Annotated in this window: 16 protein-coding genes; 6 read left to right on the top strand and 10 right to left on the bottom strand. The window is 47.5% G+C overall.

Translation table 11 applies throughout. The features are described 5' to 3' along the window. Positions 1–15: 15 nt before the first annotated feature. Together V1499_RS05245 and V1499_RS05240 are read right to left on the bottom strand one after the other, a co-directional pair. Positions 16–822 carry a BsuPI-related putative proteinase inhibitor gene (locus tag V1499_RS05245; RefSeq protein WP_409274375.1) on the bottom strand — a complete coding sequence of 269 codons (807 nt, stop codon included), beginning with the start codon at positions 820–822 and terminating at the stop codon, positions 16–18. A gap of 90 nt (positions 823–912) precedes the next feature. Further along, the gene (locus V1499_RS05240; RefSeq protein ID WP_409274374.1) at positions 913–1,755 is read right to left on the bottom strand and encodes a YitT family protein; all 843 of its coding nucleotides are present in this window, start codon (positions 1,753–1,755) and stop codon (positions 913–915) included. Positions 1,756–1,953: 198 nt separating this feature from the next. Between V1499_RS05240 and V1499_RS05235 the strand changes: the two genes are divergently transcribed. Together V1499_RS05235 and V1499_RS05230 are read left to right on the top strand one after the other, a co-directional pair. Further along, a complete protein-coding gene (locus tag V1499_RS05235) occupies positions 1,954–2,814 on the top strand; it encodes a DegV family protein (protein WP_409274372.1) in 861 nt (286 codons plus the stop codon). A gap of 165 nt (positions 2,815–2,979) precedes the next feature. Further along, positions 2,980–3,111: a DUF3941 domain-containing protein gene (locus V1499_RS05230; protein ID WP_409274371.1), complete on the top strand. Its 132-nt coding sequence runs from the start codon at positions 2,980–2,982 to the stop codon at positions 3,109–3,111. Positions 3,112–3,242: 131 nt separating this feature from the next. Here the strand turns inward: V1499_RS05230 and V1499_RS05225 are convergent, their stop codons facing one another. Further along, positions 3,243–4,106 (bottom strand): S1 RNA-binding domain-containing protein, encoded by an 864-nt coding sequence (locus V1499_RS05225; protein WP_409274369.1) that lies wholly within the window; start codon positions 4,104–4,106, stop codon positions 3,243–3,245. 157 nt (positions 4,107–4,263) lie between these two features. On the opposite strand from V1499_RS05225, the gene V1499_RS05220 reads away from it, so the two are divergent. Then, positions 4,264–4,755 carry a YajQ family cyclic di-GMP-binding protein gene (locus tag V1499_RS05220; RefSeq protein ID WP_409274367.1) on the top strand — a complete coding sequence of 164 codons (492 nt, stop codon included), beginning with the start codon at positions 4,264–4,266 and terminating at the stop codon, positions 4,753–4,755. 317 nt (positions 4,756–5,072) lie between these two features. Beyond that, positions 5,073–5,942, top strand: a complete 870-nt coding sequence (locus V1499_RS05215; protein WP_409274365.1) for an SDR family oxidoreductase — start codon at positions 5,073–5,075, stop codon at positions 5,940–5,942. 73 nt (positions 5,943–6,015) lie between these two features. Here V1499_RS05215 and V1499_RS05210 read toward each other — a convergent pair whose 3' ends face one another. Continuing rightward, positions 6,016–7,566: an alpha-amylase family glycosyl hydrolase gene (locus V1499_RS05210; RefSeq protein ID WP_409274364.1), complete on the bottom strand. Its 1,551-nt coding sequence runs from the start codon at positions 7,564–7,566 to the stop codon at positions 6,016–6,018. A gap of 178 nt (positions 7,567–7,744) precedes the next feature. Between V1499_RS05210 and V1499_RS05205 the strand changes: the two genes are divergently transcribed. Then, entirely contained in the window at positions 7,745–9,514 is a 1,770-nt protein-coding gene (locus tag V1499_RS05205) for a glycoside hydrolase family 13 protein (protein WP_409274362.1), read from the top strand. 291 nt (positions 9,515–9,805) lie between these two features. Beyond that, positions 9,806–10,372 carry a DUF2777 domain-containing protein gene (locus V1499_RS05200; protein WP_409274361.1) on the top strand — a complete coding sequence of 189 codons (567 nt, stop codon included), beginning with the start codon at positions 9,806–9,808 and terminating at the stop codon, positions 10,370–10,372. A 91-nt stretch (positions 10,373–10,463) separates the two neighbouring features. On the opposite strand, the gene V1499_RS05195 is transcribed toward V1499_RS05200, so the two are convergent. The 6 genes from V1499_RS05195 to V1499_RS05170 all read right to left on the bottom strand — a co-directional run bounded on the left by V1499_RS05195 (position 10,464) and on the right by V1499_RS05170 (position 16,171). Continuing rightward, the gene (locus V1499_RS05195) at positions 10,464–10,820 is read right to left on the bottom strand and encodes a YisL family protein (protein WP_409274359.1); all 357 of its coding nucleotides are present in this window, start codon (positions 10,818–10,820) and stop codon (positions 10,464–10,466) included. Positions 10,821–10,911: 91 nt separating this feature from the next. Beyond that, a complete protein-coding gene (locus V1499_RS05190) occupies positions 10,912–11,823 on the bottom strand; it encodes a fumarylacetoacetate hydrolase family protein (RefSeq protein ID WP_409274357.1) in 912 nt (303 codons plus the stop codon). A gap of 180 nt (positions 11,824–12,003) precedes the next feature. Further along, on the bottom strand, positions 12,004–12,921 hold the full coding sequence (locus V1499_RS05185) for a type II secretion system F family protein (RefSeq protein ID WP_409274356.1): 918 nt from the start codon (positions 12,919–12,921) through the stop codon (positions 12,004–12,006). Positions 12,922–12,924: 3 nt separating this feature from the next. Next, the gene (locus V1499_RS05180) at positions 12,925–13,890 is read right to left on the bottom strand and encodes a type II secretion system F family protein (RefSeq protein ID WP_409274354.1); all 966 of its coding nucleotides are present in this window, start codon (positions 13,888–13,890) and stop codon (positions 12,925–12,927) included. After that, complete coding sequence (locus tag V1499_RS05175; protein ID WP_409274352.1) at positions 13,890–15,317, bottom strand: ATPase, T2SS/T4P/T4SS family; 1,428 nt, start codon at positions 15,315–15,317, stop codon at positions 13,890–13,892. The genes V1499_RS05180 and V1499_RS05175 overlap by 1 nt, the downstream gene beginning before the upstream one ends. Continuing rightward, entirely contained in the window at positions 15,314–16,171 is an 858-nt protein-coding gene (locus V1499_RS05170) for a CpaE family protein (protein ID WP_409274350.1), read from the bottom strand. The genes V1499_RS05175 and V1499_RS05170 overlap by 4 nt, the downstream gene beginning before the upstream one ends. Positions 16,172–16,184 lie beyond the last annotated feature (13 nt).

Genomic DNA, 16,184 nt, shown 5'->3' with positions numbered 1-16,184 from the left:
ATGGAAAGCGCCTGCCTACTCTGCCCCCCGGAACTGTTCAAGAATAACCGCGAGAGGCTGGCCCGATATGGAGCCACCTTTCTTTTCATAGAGATTCAGGATCAGTGCGCCATTTTTCGGGAGTTTCCCAGCTGGTACTGTAATCGGTATTTCAAATTCAGCCCATTTCGGAAATGATGCGCCACTTGAAATCCTCGTTTCTGGAATATGCTGACTATGTCCATCCTCCACTGTATAAAAAAACTCTCCCGAATAGGGTCGAGCCTTGCCCGTTACTTTGTAGCTTCCGTTTGCCCCCTGTGCCCTGACATCCCTGAAAATGGTTTGTTCATCAGGCTCTTCCGCACGCGTTCCTTCCTGCCCGGGAGCCGGAATAGCGACTGTCGTTTCGGCATTCATAGCAGACTGAACGGGAGCCTTTCCGTCAATACTAGTCGGCAGCAGCTGCACAATCACTTTGTACGTTCCCGCAGGTACTCGGATTCCGTCTTCCGAGTAGTTCCATTTTTCCTTCCATTCCTTCGTCCCGCCCGCCGGAATCGTTACGTTCTGTATCGCCTGCAGGAAAGCCCTTCCTTTTGAAAACAAAAAGACTTCGCCCCCACTTTCATCCAGCACGGTAATTTCGTAAAATTGCGATGTCGGAAACTGCAACCGTGCCGTTTCCGCACTGTTATTCACGAGCTGTATCCGAATCGCGGCCTCATCAGCGCCCGGTTCAGCCTGCACATTCAGCCTCAGCCCTTCCTGAACTCCCTGGCCGTTTTGCGCGATGGGGAGCCAAAACGCTAATAGAAGCCAAGACACAATTGTTAGGTACACTGCCATTCCCTCCTAAAAAATTTTCTGAAACTCTGGCCCAACTTTATGGACTCGATGATTTCATGCAGTTCCTTGCCTTCTTATATTGCGTCAATCCTTCCTGAAGAACCCGATCACACCCGTTGTCGGAACGATATTCGTAAACGCTTGCGGATCGGTCTGCCTGATAATCCGCTCCAAATCGAACAGCTCGTATCGGGTAATTACAATCATTAAAATTTCTTTGTCCTCGTTTGTGAATGCCCCCTTTGCTTGAATCGACGTGATGCCCCGGTAAAGCTCCGTTTGAATTGCTTTTTTCAGGTCAGGCGCATTTTTCGATACGATTAATGCGGTCAGCTTTTGGGCGCGCGTATGGATAGCGTCGATTACCCTCGTTGAAGCGTACAGGTTTACCATCGTGTAAAGTGCTTTTTCCCAGCCGAATAAATACCCAGCGGTAAGTGTGATGATGGAATTCAGCGCAAAAAAGTATGTCCCGACCGGCTTGTCTTTCATCCTGGACAACATCATCGCAATGATGTCGAGGCCGCCGGTTGACGCACCCCATTTCAATGTTATGCCGACCCCTATTGCCGAGATAACCCCGCCAAAAACAGCATTTAAAAGGATGTCGTTTGATATGTGAATCACCGGGATAAGCTCAAGGAAAAAGGACATCGTCGCGACACTAACGAAACTGTAAATCGTGAATGACTTTCCCACCTTTAGCCAGCCAAGAATCGTAACAGGGATGTTCAGCAGGAAAAGCAAAAAACCAGTCGACACTGTAAGGGGCGTAGCCTCTGTCAGAACCCTGGAAAGGAGTTGGGCGACCCCGGTAAACCCGCCGGAATACACATCGGCGGGAATGAGAAACAGATTAAGCCCAACCGCATTCAGGAGCGCCCCAATCAAAACGACCACAAGCTTCTTCACATGCAGCCAAACCATCCAATCCTCCCCTTTCCCCCACCCGTTAAATTCGACAAACTTCGGGTGGTGCCTGGCACTGTTCGTATTTTTCAACCTACTACTGTCTACTTGTATAATTCCCCTTTTTTTTCAATTATGTCCTTACATGATTGTATTTTTAGGGTGAAACCGATAAACTGAGGGAAAAGAGATGACTTTGAAGGCAGGGTGAGTGTATTGGCATTGAGACTATTTGCCGACAGCGCATGCGATTTGCCGCTTGCATTTTATGAGGAGAACAATGTCGGGCTTTTCCCATTGAAAGTCCACGTGGGTGATCGGGAGTATGAGGATTTGCGGGACATTTCGCCGCAAACGATTTACAGCGCCATCCGCAGTGGAAAAGTACCGAAAACCTCCCAAGCTTCTCCGCTCGGTTTCGAAAAAACGTTTACCGAAATGGCTGAAAAGAAAGAAGACGGAATCTACATAGCGTTTTCATCCGAACTTTCAGGCACCTATCAAACAGCCGTGATGATTCTTGACCAGGTAAAGGAATCGTATCCGGATTTCAACCTGACGATTATTGATACGAAATGCGCTTCGCTCGGCTATGGCCTTGTTGTAAAAGAAGCAGCCAAACTGGCGGCATCCGGGGCTTCGAAGGAAGAAATCCTTAAGGATGTTGAGTTCAGAAGCAGGCATATGGAGTCTTTGTTTACTGTTGAAGACCTCGATTATTTGGCAAAAGGCGGTCGGGTCTCGAGAGCATCCGCTTTTCTTGGCGGACTGCTGAATATTAAGCCGCTTCTGAATGTGGAAGATGGAAAGCTTGTTCCCCTTGAAAAAATCCGTGGCAAGAAAAAGCTTTTGCGCCGGGTCGTCGAGGTGATGAAGGAGCGCGGTAACGATCTTGGCTCACAGGTGATTGGCATCAGCCATGCCGATGACCGGGAAACCGCTGAGGAAATGAAGCAGCTGATTGTCAGCGAATTTTCACCGCGCGACGTCGATATTACCGAAATCGGCGCTGTTATCGGCGCGCATACAGGCCCTGGCACAATCGCGATTTTCTTTTTGAACGAATTGCCGAAGTAATATTGCGTATGATTCCATGCTTGATATACGGGTAATGCGATTTGATGAGTCACGGACTAATTTTAACTAAAATCACTCTTGCAAAAATTTCAACACACCTAATCGTATACTCCTTTCCCGGTCTACAGAAACTACACTTGTATCTTCGGGAAAGGAGTTTTCCATATGCCACGTACGTCGGATAACGATAAAAAAGCGAAGGACAACAATGCCCTCCGCCACGAAAAAAATATGATACGAGAAAAGAACAGGAAAGCCGGCAAGAATTCCTATTCGAAAAAGACCGACCACTTATAAGGGCCCGAAACCGGGTCCTTTTTCCATCCCCACTCTACATAAACACCGCATACCATACTTGTCAGATATAACATTCCAGAAATGCGGCCTGTGGTCCCTTTTTAGCGAAACGTAAAACACTCCCACCCAGGTTATTCTTCCTTCTTATACGTCCAAGTGCCTTCCTGATACACTTTTCCATCCTTCATCAGCTTGCCTATGGCGCGTTTGAATGCTCCCTTGCTCAGGCCGAACCGCTCCTGAATATCCTCTGGCATGCTTTTGTCGCTGTAAGGCATCGCGCCGTTTCTTGAAAGCAGGTAGTCGTAGATGGAAGCGGCATCCTCCTCCACTGCATCCTGTTTCCTCGCAAGAAGCGAAACATTTACCGTTCCATCCTCCTTCACATCGATGATCCGTCCCTCGACCTTTTGCCCAAGGCGAGGCTCTTCCGCCCGCTGGGATTCATGGACGAACCCACGGAACCCTTCAAGCGTGTAGATCCAGCTTCCCACTTTCGCCGTTCGGTAAATATGCCCCTGCACATTTTTGTTAAAATCCTTCCGGGTTGCTTTTGATGAAATCGATTGGATAACCGGATCTGTCGCAAGCTTCGCATAAAGCCGGAACTGCCTGTTCACCCTGATTGTCGCATACACCATATCACCCACAGCAGGCCAAATTGCCTTATGTACCGGTAAATCCTCTTCACCAAGGAGGATATCCTTCTGAATTCCAATATCGAGGAAAACTCCGACCCCGGCCTTTGTATCTACGACTTTCAACCAGGCATATTCGCCAGCGGTAATCACCGGCATCTTTGAAGTCGCTGCAACACGGCCATGCGCATCTGGATAAAGGAAAACCTCTACTTTTTCCCCTTCCTCGTACTCTGCTGCAGCTTCATTGCTGTGAAGGAGCACATCTTCCTCCCCGTCTGTTAAAAAATAGCCATACGCAGCCTTCCGGGCAACTTCCAATGTAATCTTCTGCCCTGCTAGTTCTAGTAATGCCACTTTTCTTCCTCCGTCCATATGATGAATTGGGCGCATAAAACGCCTTCGTTATTAGCTGGAATTTTTCCAAAATGGCTCGCTGTTGCCATCTGTTGTTTCACTTTCTATATTCTACTATAATGGAAGCAATAATGAAAAACTGTTCGGGAGGTCCCATATGTCAAAAGATAGCTCATTCGATATTGTATCCAAAGTTGATTTTTCAGAAGTCACAAATGCCGTTACGGCAACTATGAAGGAAATCCAGACCCGCTACGATTTCAAAGGATCCAAAAGCCAGGTTACCCTTGACAAGGAGGAGCTCGTTCTTGTGTCAGATGACGAATACAAGCTAGGGCAGTTGAAGGATGTCCTCCTTGGAAAATTGATCAAACGCGGAGTACCGATCAAAAACCTTGACTACGGAAAGCTGGAAGGCGCATCCGGCGGCACCGTCCGCCAGCGCGCGAAGCTTGTCCAGGGAATCGACAAAGAAAATGCCAAGAAAATCAACACCATTATTAAAAACAGCGGTTTGAAAGTAAAAAGCCAGATTCAAGATGATCAAATCCGCGTTACCGCAAAAAGCCGTGATGATCTGCAACGCATTATCGCTGCGGTAAAGGAAGCAGATCTAACCGTCGAAGTCCAATTCATGAATTATCGCTAAGCCGAGACGGCATTTTTTTTTAAAAAAACAGCGGCACCAAAATGAAGACAGTTTCGGGCCTGAAATAGGTTCAAAACTGTCTTCATTTCTTTGATGAAGACACTTTCACCCCACCAACCCTTTCAAAACTGTCTTCATAACCCCGATGAAGACATTTTCACCCCACCAGCCCCTTCAAAACTGTCTTCATTTACCCAAATCCCGCACAGGAGAAATCCTCCTGCCAATCCCGCCAACCTTCAATAATTTCCCATGTTAGTTCCAACACAAAAGAAGGAATTATGTAGAGTAGGACCATGATAGAGGAGGCAGATACGATGAATGAAAAAGAGTTGCCAAAAGGCGGATTCCCCCCGCAGCACCAGGATGAACAACCGGGCCTGACAAGCAAAATGGACCCCGAACCGATTCATGTCGATCCAAATTACAAAGGCAGCGGCAGGCTCTCCAATAAGGTAGCCCTGATTACTGGAGGAGACAGCGGAATCGGGAAGGCTGCAGCTATTTATTTTGCCAAGGAAGGGGCCGATGTGGCGATTGTCTACCTTGATGAGGATTCGGATGCTGACGATACAAGGAGGCAAATCGAGGATGAAGGCAGGAAAGGCCTGCTTATACCCGGCGATGTAGGTGATGATGCGTTTTGCCAATCCGCAATTGAAAAAACGATTGACAAATTCGGAAAACTCGATGTGCTTGTCAACAATGCGGCGGAGCAGCATCCGCAGATTAGCCTGCTTGATATCAGTTCCGAACAGCTTGAGAAGACATTCCGGACGAATATATTCTCCATGTTCTATCTGACAAAAGCGGCCCTTCCGCATTTGAAAAAAGGGGCTTCCATCATTAATACGGCTTCCATTACGGCGTATGCTGGAAATGAAACACTTATAGACTATTCCGCTACGAAGGGGGCAATCGTCTCCTTCACACGCTCGCTTTCGATGTCGCTTTCAAAGGACGGCATTCGTGTAAATGGGGTTGCGCCGGGTCCGATTTGGACGCCGCTCATTCCCTCGACGTTTGAAGCCGAAAAGGTTGAAAAATTCGGTGCGGATACACCGATGGGGCGCGCAGGCCAGCCATTCGAACTTGCGCCAGCTTACGTCTTCCTAGCTTCCAATGAGTCGTCCTACGTCAGCGGCCAGATGATCCATGTAAATGGCGGCAAGGTTGTAAACGGGTAAGCCCAATCGCACTGAACACTATCAACAATTAAAGCCGGATCCACAATCGTCATTGGGTCCGGCTTTTGCATGCTTATTCTTGGATGTCCCCCAGCCTCCGCTTTTTCCCGCGCCTCGCCAGGAATATGAAGAACCAGATGAAGAATATCCAAATCCCTGCCATTACCGCGATGAACGGGTAATTCAGTCCAAGTTTTTTGCCGAGGACATAAATTTCACTTTCGTCACGGTCCAGGACAATCGTGAATCCGTCCTTCTCTCCAACCACCTTCTCATTAATAAGGAGACCCCTGAGTTCGTTCCCATTCGGGTCAACCTGCTCGGGTGACAAGGTGACATATTGGGTCTTGCTCGTATTGTTGATGGCGATGATTGCTGTCTCGCCCTTATAAACACGCTTGAATACGGCCATTCCATCCTTTTCGTACAGCTTCTCCATCGTTCCCCTTGTCAGGGAAGGAAGCTTTTGCCTAAGCTCGCTCAGCTTGGCAATATGATCAATCAGCTCTTTATCAGTCCTGAAATTCATCAGCCTGCTGTTATCAGGCGGCGCGCCGCCATCGACCGCAATCTCGGTCCCATAATAGACAACGGGTATTCCCGGAGTTGTGTACATATACGTTAGCGCCTGTTTCCATTGGCTGCCCGGAAACTGCTTCACATTGACCATATCCCTCGTGAACCTGTCCAGTTTGTGGTCGTCAAAAAAAACAGCCATTTCATCAGGATTTGGCACATTGTCCCTGTTTGTATCCCAGCGGTCCAATATCCCTGACAAGCTCCTGTCTGGTTTCACAAGCCCTGAACGAAGTTCTTCCATTAGCGGGTAATCGTAAAAACTATCAAACCCCGCATCCTTGTATTCATCGTAAAGGCTGCCGCTCTCAGGCCCCAAGTCGCCAATAAGATAGAAGCCGTCCTTTTCTGCTTTCACAGCTTCGGAAAATTCCTTCCAAAATTCAGCCGGGACATGATCCGCGGAGTCAAGGCGGTAGCCGTCGAGATTCGTTTCCTTGATCCACCACTTTGCCGCATCTATGAGATAGGCGCGCACTTCCGGATTTTCATGGTTGAAATCGGGCAGGCCATCGACCCAACCATTCAGCTGTTTGTCCCTATCAGAACCTTCCTCAGCCCTATTTTTCTCATGAAACCACTCTGGCCCTTTTTCCTCCAAAAGCTTGCTTGTGGGTCCAACACTGTTGGCTGGGAAATCAATTAGCACCTTGAGCCCTTGTTCATGGGCTTTTTTTACAAGCGCCTTGAACTCCTTGATTGTCCCGAAGTGCTCTTCCGTTTTGTAAAAATCGTTCACCAAATAGCCGTGATAGCCGCCATCCACGTTATCGAAAATCGGCGTCAGCATAATGGCCGAAAAGCCCATGTCCTTAATATGGCCGAGCCGGTCGATGATTCCCTGGAAGTCGCCGCCATTGTATGCCAATGGATCGTTCGCATTCACTTTTTTTTCATTTTTTTGGCTGCCGTTGTTGAAACGGTCAACCATCAAAAAGTATATCGTTTCGTCCTGCCAATTCTGTCCATCCTTTTCAAGCGCATGTACGGGCAATACGCCGAAAAGAAGGAGCGAAACCAGGAAGCATGCCGCCAATTTGGCTATCATGCCAATCCATCCCCCTATTGGCAGGCACACACTCCCGCCATAAATTTTTCCAATCCTATTTCCACATAGTATTGTACCATATGTCTTCGCTTTCAGGATGGCGTAAGGAATAGTTTGACTTTTCGGTATCTGGGTAACTACACATTACGTACCGAGAATCTAATAGGGGTTGAACAGAATGATAAAGGAAGCCATTTATCACAGGCCGACAGACCATTTCGCTTATCCGTCCGGGAAGGGTGAACTCCATATAAGGCTGAGGACGAAAAAGCAGGATGCCTCCTCAGTCACTCTCCTGCACGGTGACCCATATGAAATTGAGGATGGGGTTTGGCAGTTTGCGGAAACAGAAATGAAAAAAACAGGGAACGATTCTTTGTTTGACTATTGGCTCGCGGCTGTATCACCTCCATATAGAAGGCTCCGTTATGGATTCAAAATCAGTGATGGAAGGGAAACGGTCATCTATGGGGAGCAAGGATTCGCGGACAAAGCACCGGAAGATGTAGCATTCTATTTTGCCATACCGTATCTTCACGAATCTACTCTGTTTGAACCCCCTGAATGGGTGAAGGATACGGTTTGGCTCCAAATTTTCCCCGAGCGCTTCGCCAATGGCGATAAAGGAAACGATCCAGAGGGAACACTGGAATGGGGAAGCGCTGAACCGGAAGTTGATAATTTTTTCGGCGGCGACCTTCAGGGGATTATTGAAAAAATCGATTACTTAAAGGATCTCGGCATAAACGGAATTTATTTGACCCCTATTTTCAAAGCGTATTCGAACCATAAATACGATACGATCGATTATTTTGAAATCGACCCCTCCTTCGGGACGAAAGACACATTGAAGGAACTTGTGGTAGCTTGCCACCGGAACGGGATAAGGGTCATGCTGGATGCCGTATTTAATCATAGCGGCTATTATTTTCCACCATTCCAGGATGTTTTGGAAAACGGCGCGGAATCAAGGTATAAAGACTGGTTCCACATTTGGGATTTCCCTGTCGTCACGGAGCCGAAGCCAAACTATGACACATTCGGATTTTTCCCTTCAATGCCGAAGCTCAACACCGACAACCCCGAAATTGCCGATTACCTCATGAATGTGGGCCGCTATTGGCTAGAAGAATTCAATATCGACGGCTGGAGGCTTGATGTCGCCAACGAGGTAAGCCCTGCTTTTTGGCGAAGGTTCCACGCTGAACTTAAGGGCATTAAACCGGATTTATATATACTCGGCGAGATTTGGCACGACTCCATGCCATGGCTTAGAGGTGACCAGTTCGACGCCGTCATGAATTATCCTTTTACAACGAATGTCCTGAACCTCTTCGCAAAAGAGACCATGACTCCTAAATCATTTGCGGAAGAAATGACCAGGGTTCTGAATATGTACCCAGCAAATGTGAATTCTGTCGCGTTCAATCTTGTGGGAAGCCATGATACGCCGAGGGTTTTAACGGAATGCGGCGGAGACATCGATAAAGTGAAACAAATATTCACCTTGATGCTAACCTTCAATGGCACCCCATGTATATATTACGGCGATGAAATTGGCCTTGAAGGTAAACTTGACCCCGGGTGCAGAAAATGCATGGAATGGAATCCAGCCCGCCAAAACCGTGAATTGAGGGATCACATAAAAAAACTCATCGCCCTTCGAAAAGAAATGCCGATTCTCGCGAATAGCGGGGAACTGTTCCTCCTTCCTCACAACGAAGACGATCCTTGTCTGGCGTATATGAGAGCTGGCAGCGGAAAGATGGCCGCCATTGTTTTAAACACCTCAAGCAACTCCGTTGAATACGAGCTTCCGCGGCAATATACGGGTTCCCGTGTGAGGGACTTGCTTGCCGGGGAGAAAGCAAAGGTACAACAATCCTCTGATAGTAGTGTCAGGCTTCCCGGAAGGGGCATCGCGATACTAGAATTGGAACATGAATAATGCATAAGGTAAAAGCCAGCCGCTACCTGAGGCTGGCTTTTGACATGTTCTAGCCCTCTTCTAAAATTGCGTTTTTCGCCCGGTATCGGATTGTCCGGTTGAAGAATAGTATAGTATGAAGTGCATTTCCGTGATGGAGTCTGACACTTCCTTTAAAAGCCATTCCGTGAAGGAAAGCCATATCGTTTTTGCGCCTCAGGAAATGGTATATTTCCGGATTGTTCACGAAAGGTTATAAATTCAGAGGTTTATGTCTAAAAAAGAAGTAGCACCGTTCACGGAGGTAAAGTGATGAATCGACAGCAGCGCGACAAAGTGTATGAAACCCAGGCCAGGGCCTATACAGAAGGATCAATCGAATTTATTAACGAACAATGGGTATTTTTTGAAAAAGAAACGGATGAGGCTTCATTGCTTGAGGAGCATTTTCTTCAGGAGATTGAACTATTCAGGTTAAATCGCTGGCGAAAAGGAATTCTTGTGGAAGCTGGGAAAATTTCTTTCGGGGATGATTGCCTATATCTCCGCGACCAAGACAAGGTACGGGTGAGGAAGCATCTCGTTTATTCCCTTGAAAGGCTCTTGGAGCGAATCCATCAGGACGCCTTTTTTCAATTTGTTACGACGCTGAATTCACTCGGGTTTTCTATCTACGATTGCCTTTATTGCTACAACCACCTTAATTTCCTGAGTGAACATTCCCCAAAAAGCGGCGTTAACTTTATGATTTTCGACAACCAGGAAGAAATTTGCAGTGTACAGCATCACTTTTGCTATTACGAAAAAGAAACTGACCGATTTGAATTTACGTTGAATACCGGAAAAAGGCTAATCATTGAGAAACTGGCTTCCTCCTAGGCTATAATCCATTTGAATAATAATGCCAGGGCTTAATGGCCGTACTGGATTCGCCTGCTCCTAATTGAAAAAGCTGCCAAATGGCAGCTTTTTAAAACCAGTCAAATCCCATTGGCAGGCTAAAGCCAAGGAGCAGGACAAGGATGAAAGCAATAATCAATTGAATCCAAAGGACTTTCCTCGGTTCCCTTTTGCCGGTCTTCATCAGGAGAAATTCCATGATGGCGATGATCCAAAGGCCGACCGCCGCTTTTAAAACGTAAAGCAAGCTAATTTTACTAAGTGAAAATAGCATCATAAAGCCGGTTGCCAATATTAACAGGTAAAAAACCCTTAGGATCATATGGGTAATTTTCGCGCCTTTTTGGTTCCCGCTTTTGTACATGGATAGGGCGACGAAAAATAAAATCGCGCCTAAGACCCAGGAAGTAATGTGGGCGTGTGGCATCAACTTTGCCTCCTTTAAGATTTTCGCTACTATCATACCATAGGCACTATGAAAATCCTAAATATATGATGGTAAAAGTGGAAAGTGCAGGCTATTCCGAGATAGTATTTCTAAGCAAGCCGATTTTTTCTATTTCGATTTCAATTGTGTCCCCGGGGCTCAAAAATTTCGGAGGATTGAAGCCTTTGCCGACCCCGGCAGGCGTCCCCGTCGCGATAATATCCCCAGGCTCGAGGGTCATCCCTTTAGAAAGATCCGCGATAATTTGTTCTATCGAGAAAATAAAGTGGCTTGTGTTCGAAACCTGCCTTACTTCCCCGTTCACAGTTGTCCGGATATTCAGGTTTCCGGCATCCCCCACCTCGTCCGCTGTTACAATCCATGGCCCCATCGGGCAAGTGCCATCGAGGCTTTTCCCTATGAAAAACTGCTTATGGCGCTTCTGAAGGTCCCGTGCGGTTATATCATTTACTATTGTATAGCCGTACACATAATCGAGGGCTTCCGTTTTCGGAATCGCCTTCCCCGCTTTTCCGATGATAATCGCCAGCTCGCCTTCATAATCCAGCTGCTCGGTAACGCCTCGATGCGCGGGAACTTCCTCCCTATCAGCAACTACCGAGGTTGGAGGCTTCGTAAAGACCATGATGTGCTCTGGGATATCCTCGGGGCCACCCATTTCAATCGCATGGTCGGCATAGTTTTTCCCAACACAAAATACATTCTTTAACGGCCGCGGAATCGGGGCCAATCGTTTCGTGTCCTCCCAAGGAATCCACATAGCTTGGCCTCCCTTGTCTTCACTGGCCCAATCCGATAGATTCTGTATGTATCCTTTAAGCGGCTCCCCGCCTTCGATGATTCCAACGATCGTTTCCGGGATTCTAACTCCTTCACCAGAACGTTTTTCAGCCGCTGCTTTAAGCGGCAGGAAGGATTGTCCGTCCTTGTTTACCAAAACGGGAATCATTTCTTCATTATGCAGGACAGTTGCTAGTTTCATACAATAGCGCTCCTTAAAAGGTCATTTTCTTTAGTATATCGAAAAAAACCTTCCGTTTTAAAGGGAAGGTTTCGGAATCTTTCAGTTTTCAAAACTATTTTTGGCAAAGTCTAAAATCCAAGTGGTACCCCGCACCGATTTCGTCTACCGTCACACTCTTTCCCCAAGGAGATCACTTTTTTAAAACCCTTTAATAAACTGCATGACGACCGGGCCAAGGAGGACGATGAACAGGCTTGGGAAGATGAACAGGACAAGCGGGAACAGCATTTTAATGGGAGCCTTCATGGCGGCTTCCTCCGCTCGCTGCCTTCTTTGTTCGCGTACTTCTACCGACTGGGCCCGCAGGACTTGAACCATCCCTATTCCCAGTTTTTCAGCCTGAAGGATGCTGCTGATGAAGTTTTTAACAGGATCGACTCCTTCAAGCCGGTCCCTCACGCCTCCAAGCGCTTCACGACGAAGCTTTCCAAGCCGCATTTCCTCAAGGGAACGCTGGAATTCCTCCGCGAGGATACCTTCCTTTTTTGAGACAAGCTTGCTTACCGCGGCATCGAACCCGAGCCCCGCTTCAAGGCTTACCGTCAATAGGTCGAGGGTGTCGGGAAGTTCCTTTAGCGCCATCTTCTCGCGGTATTTCGTTTTCTGTTTCAAATATAAATGTGGAAGCATATTTCCAACGGCGAAACCTGCAAACGCCACAAAGAAAACGGAGGATGAACCAAGGCCAAGCAACAAGCTGTACCCCGCAAAAACAATTGGAAAAACGATGCTTGTCGCCGCCTGCAAAAGCCTGAAATCGACCGGCGTCATCCCGAAAGGATAGCCCGCGCGTTCAAGCTTCCTTTCGATTTTCGCTTCCTTTTCACCAGGCATCCTTTTTTTAAAGCTTTTTTTGAAATCATTCAGTGCAGGTTTAAAGAACCGCTCGTAAAAAGAAAGCTGTTCCCCTTTTTCGTCCCGTGAATCTTGTTTAACATGCACCCCGGTAATGTATATGGAAACCCGCTTGTCCACATGTTCCTTTTTCTTTGTTCCAATTGTTAAAATCCCATAGGCAAGAAGGGTAACCGCCAGGAAAAAAGTGAGGTAGACCAAATCCTACACCTCAATATTCGTGATTTTTTTAATGAACAGGAAACCAATCATACAGGATACCGCTCCCACTACAAGCATACCGATTCCGATTGGGTGAGTGAACAACGGCTTCATAAAATCGGGCTGGATAAAATAGAGCGCTATTCCCAGAAATAGTGGCAAAAGGGCAATCACGACCCCGGACATCCGTCCCTGGGCGGTAAGTGTTTTAATTTGCCGGTGAATCCTTGTCCGGTCCCGAATGGTTTCGACGATTTTCTCGAGGACCGTCGCCAGGTTTCCTCCGACCTGCCGCTGAATCAGGATAGCCTGAATCATCAGATCAAGGTCTTCGCTAGGCATCCGTTCCTTCAGCTCATTCAGCGCGTCTTCAATGCTGCTTCCGTACTGCATCGATTTAATAACCGATTCAACTTCCTCTTTTATCGGAGAGTCCGATTCATCGGCAACCGATTTTAAAGCCTGCGGAAAACTGAAGCCCGCCCTCAGGGAACCAATGATGGTTGTAATCATGTCGGCAAGACCCTCGTTAAATTTTTCAATCCGCTCTTTTTCTTTCTTTTTTAAAAGTATGCCAGGAATCATATACCCGATTAAGAATCCTGGAAAAAACAATAGCCAGTGGCTGAAAAACAGGATGAGAAGCATTCCGGATAATCCCGCTGCAATCCATTGAAACGTAATGAATTCGTCCGGTTTCATAGGAACCCCGGACCTTGCAAGCACTGTTTCAAGCTTATTGTTCTTCTTTTTGGTGAGCAGCTTTTTGGTCAGGTTTTTCCTGGCCGCCGTGTACCTTGCAAATAAGTCAATGTCATTGCCGTTGATTTCAACTTCTACCGAGGAGGACAAGTACCTGTCTAACCTTTTTTCAATCCGTTGGTTGCGAAAAAAAAAGATCTGTAACAACCCATAGAATAATAGAAAAGAAGAAAAAAGTATTAGCAGTAGGAGAACCGCCTTCATCATTATTCCTCCCTTTCAATGAATACGTTTGGAGGAATATGAATGCCCGAATTTTCAAGACGCTCGTAAAACTTGGGGCGGACGCCTGTTGGAACAAGTTTGCCGATATATTTTCCCGAAGAATCCACTCCGGTCTGTTGGTACACAAAAATATCCTGAAGGACGATCACATCGCCCTCCATGCCCTGGACCTCGGTGATATTTGTTATTTTCCTCGAGCCATCCTTCAGCCTTGATTGCTGGATGATTACATCAAGCGCCCCGGAAATCTGCTCGCGGATCGCTTTAATCGGAAGCTCGACCCCGCCAAGCAAAACCATCGTTTCTAGCCTTGAAATCATATCCCTTGGTGAGTTGGAGTGGCCCGTCGCTAGTGACCCGTCATGCCCGGTATTCATTGCCTGGAGCATATCGAGCGCCTCCGCGCCACGCACCTCCCCTATAACAACGCGGTCCGGCCTCATCCGGAGCGAGTTCCTGACAAGGTCGCGGATGGTGATGGCGCCTTTCCCTTCAATATTCGGAGGCCTTGACTCGAGTGGGACAACATGGTCCTGGCCAAGCTGAAGCTCCGCGGCATCCTCGATTGTGACAATCCGTTCGTCATTCGGGATAAAATTGGACAGAACATTCAGCGTCGTTGTTTTCCCGGAACCCGTTCCGCCGCTGACAAATATGTTCAGCCTCGCCTTGACGCACGCATCAAGGAAGACTGCCATTTCTTTCGTAACCGTACCGAAATTGATTAAATCTTCTATTTGAAACGGATCTTTCGAAAATTTCCGAATGGTAATCGTTGGGCCGTTCAGCGCGAGTGGAGGGATGATCGCATTAACCCTGGACCCGTCAGGCAGCCTAGCGTCGACCATCGGCGAGCTCTCATCAATCCTTCTGCCTATCGGGGCAACAATTTTCTCGATGACGTTCATCACATGTTCGTTGTCCCGGAATGTGATATCCGTCATGACAAGCTTCCCTTTCCGTTCGCAATAAACCTGCTTCGGCCCGTTGACCATTACCTCGGAAACTTCCTCATCTAAGAGCAGCGGATTGATCGGGCCAAAGCCGGTCAAATCATTCGTCAGTTCAGCAACAACGACTTTCCGGTCGACAATCCCGCGGAACGATTCATCTTCCTTGATGACTTCCATCGCCATCGAATCAAGTTTCGGAATGATTGCCTCAACTTCTTCATCCTTAAGTTCATGGAGAATCTTTTTATGAAGGATGCTTTTCAATTCCTGCTGCTTATCGGCCTGTTTTTGGCGGATTGGCTCAATAGGCTGCTCCCGTGGAGTTTCTTTTACCTTTGGAATATCAGGTGTTTCCGTCTTTTGCAATTCTGTTTCCAGCTTGGATTGCTCCGCGGCAGGATTGGGATTGGGCGATGCTGTGTTGTTTTTCTCATTGATGCGGTCAAGCAGCTTCATTTTGACATTCCCCCTTTCTTACGTTTCCAGGGGAACAGGGATAAAGCGTTTGCCTTCTTCTTCCCAATCCCTTCCCCCGCCTGGTTGGATGCAATTAGTTCCGCCATTTTAAAAACAGCTTTGGCAATTTCCGATTTTGAATTCGCTAGTACAAATGGGCTCCCCATATTGAGGGACCTCGAGCATGTCTGGAAGTCATTCGGGATATAAATGGGCGCTTCCTCCCCGAGGATCCTTGCCCCATCCTCTGCTTTGATGACACTTTCCATATTGGCCCGATTCAAAACAACGCGGACCTTGTCACGGAGCCCGAGGATATCGAGCGTCTCCAGCAGCAGCTTCGTATTTTTCATCGCTGCCATCTCAAGGGTCGCGACAACAAGGATTTCATCCGCCTTCTCGATCAGGTTAAGCGTCTGTTCATTCAAACCAGCTCCAGTATCGCAAACGACAAAATCATGTTTAATTAATAGAAAATCAACCATTTTTGAAACCGCCTCCTTTGTCAGAAGATCGGCATATTCCGGGCGCTCAGGCGCGGGCAGGACGCGTACCCCGCTGCCATGGACGCTTAAATATTCCTCAAGGCGATGTTCATCAAGCGATCCAAAACCGTCCATCGCTTCCTTGATTGTGAACGTGTGCTGCAAATCCATTGCCAGTGAAACGTCCCCGAATTGAAAATCGCCATCGAGAACAGCGACGGAGTGATTTCGTTTGGATAATGAGACAGCCAGATTGACGGAGAGGATCGTCCGGCCAATTCCGCCTTTAGCACTGCAGACAGCAATCATTTTTCCGCGGGATTCCGGAGCGCCGCCATCTTTTGTTGTCATTTCATCAAACTCCGCCATCTCCATCACCTTC

This window comes from Neobacillus oceani, from assembly GCF_046237595.1.
Taxonomy (GTDB): domain Bacteria; phylum Bacillota; class Bacilli; order Bacillales; family Cytobacillaceae; genus Bacillus_D; species Bacillus_D oceani.
Note: the sequence above shows the minus strand (reverse complement) of the source record. Positions and strands in the feature narration are given on the sequence as shown.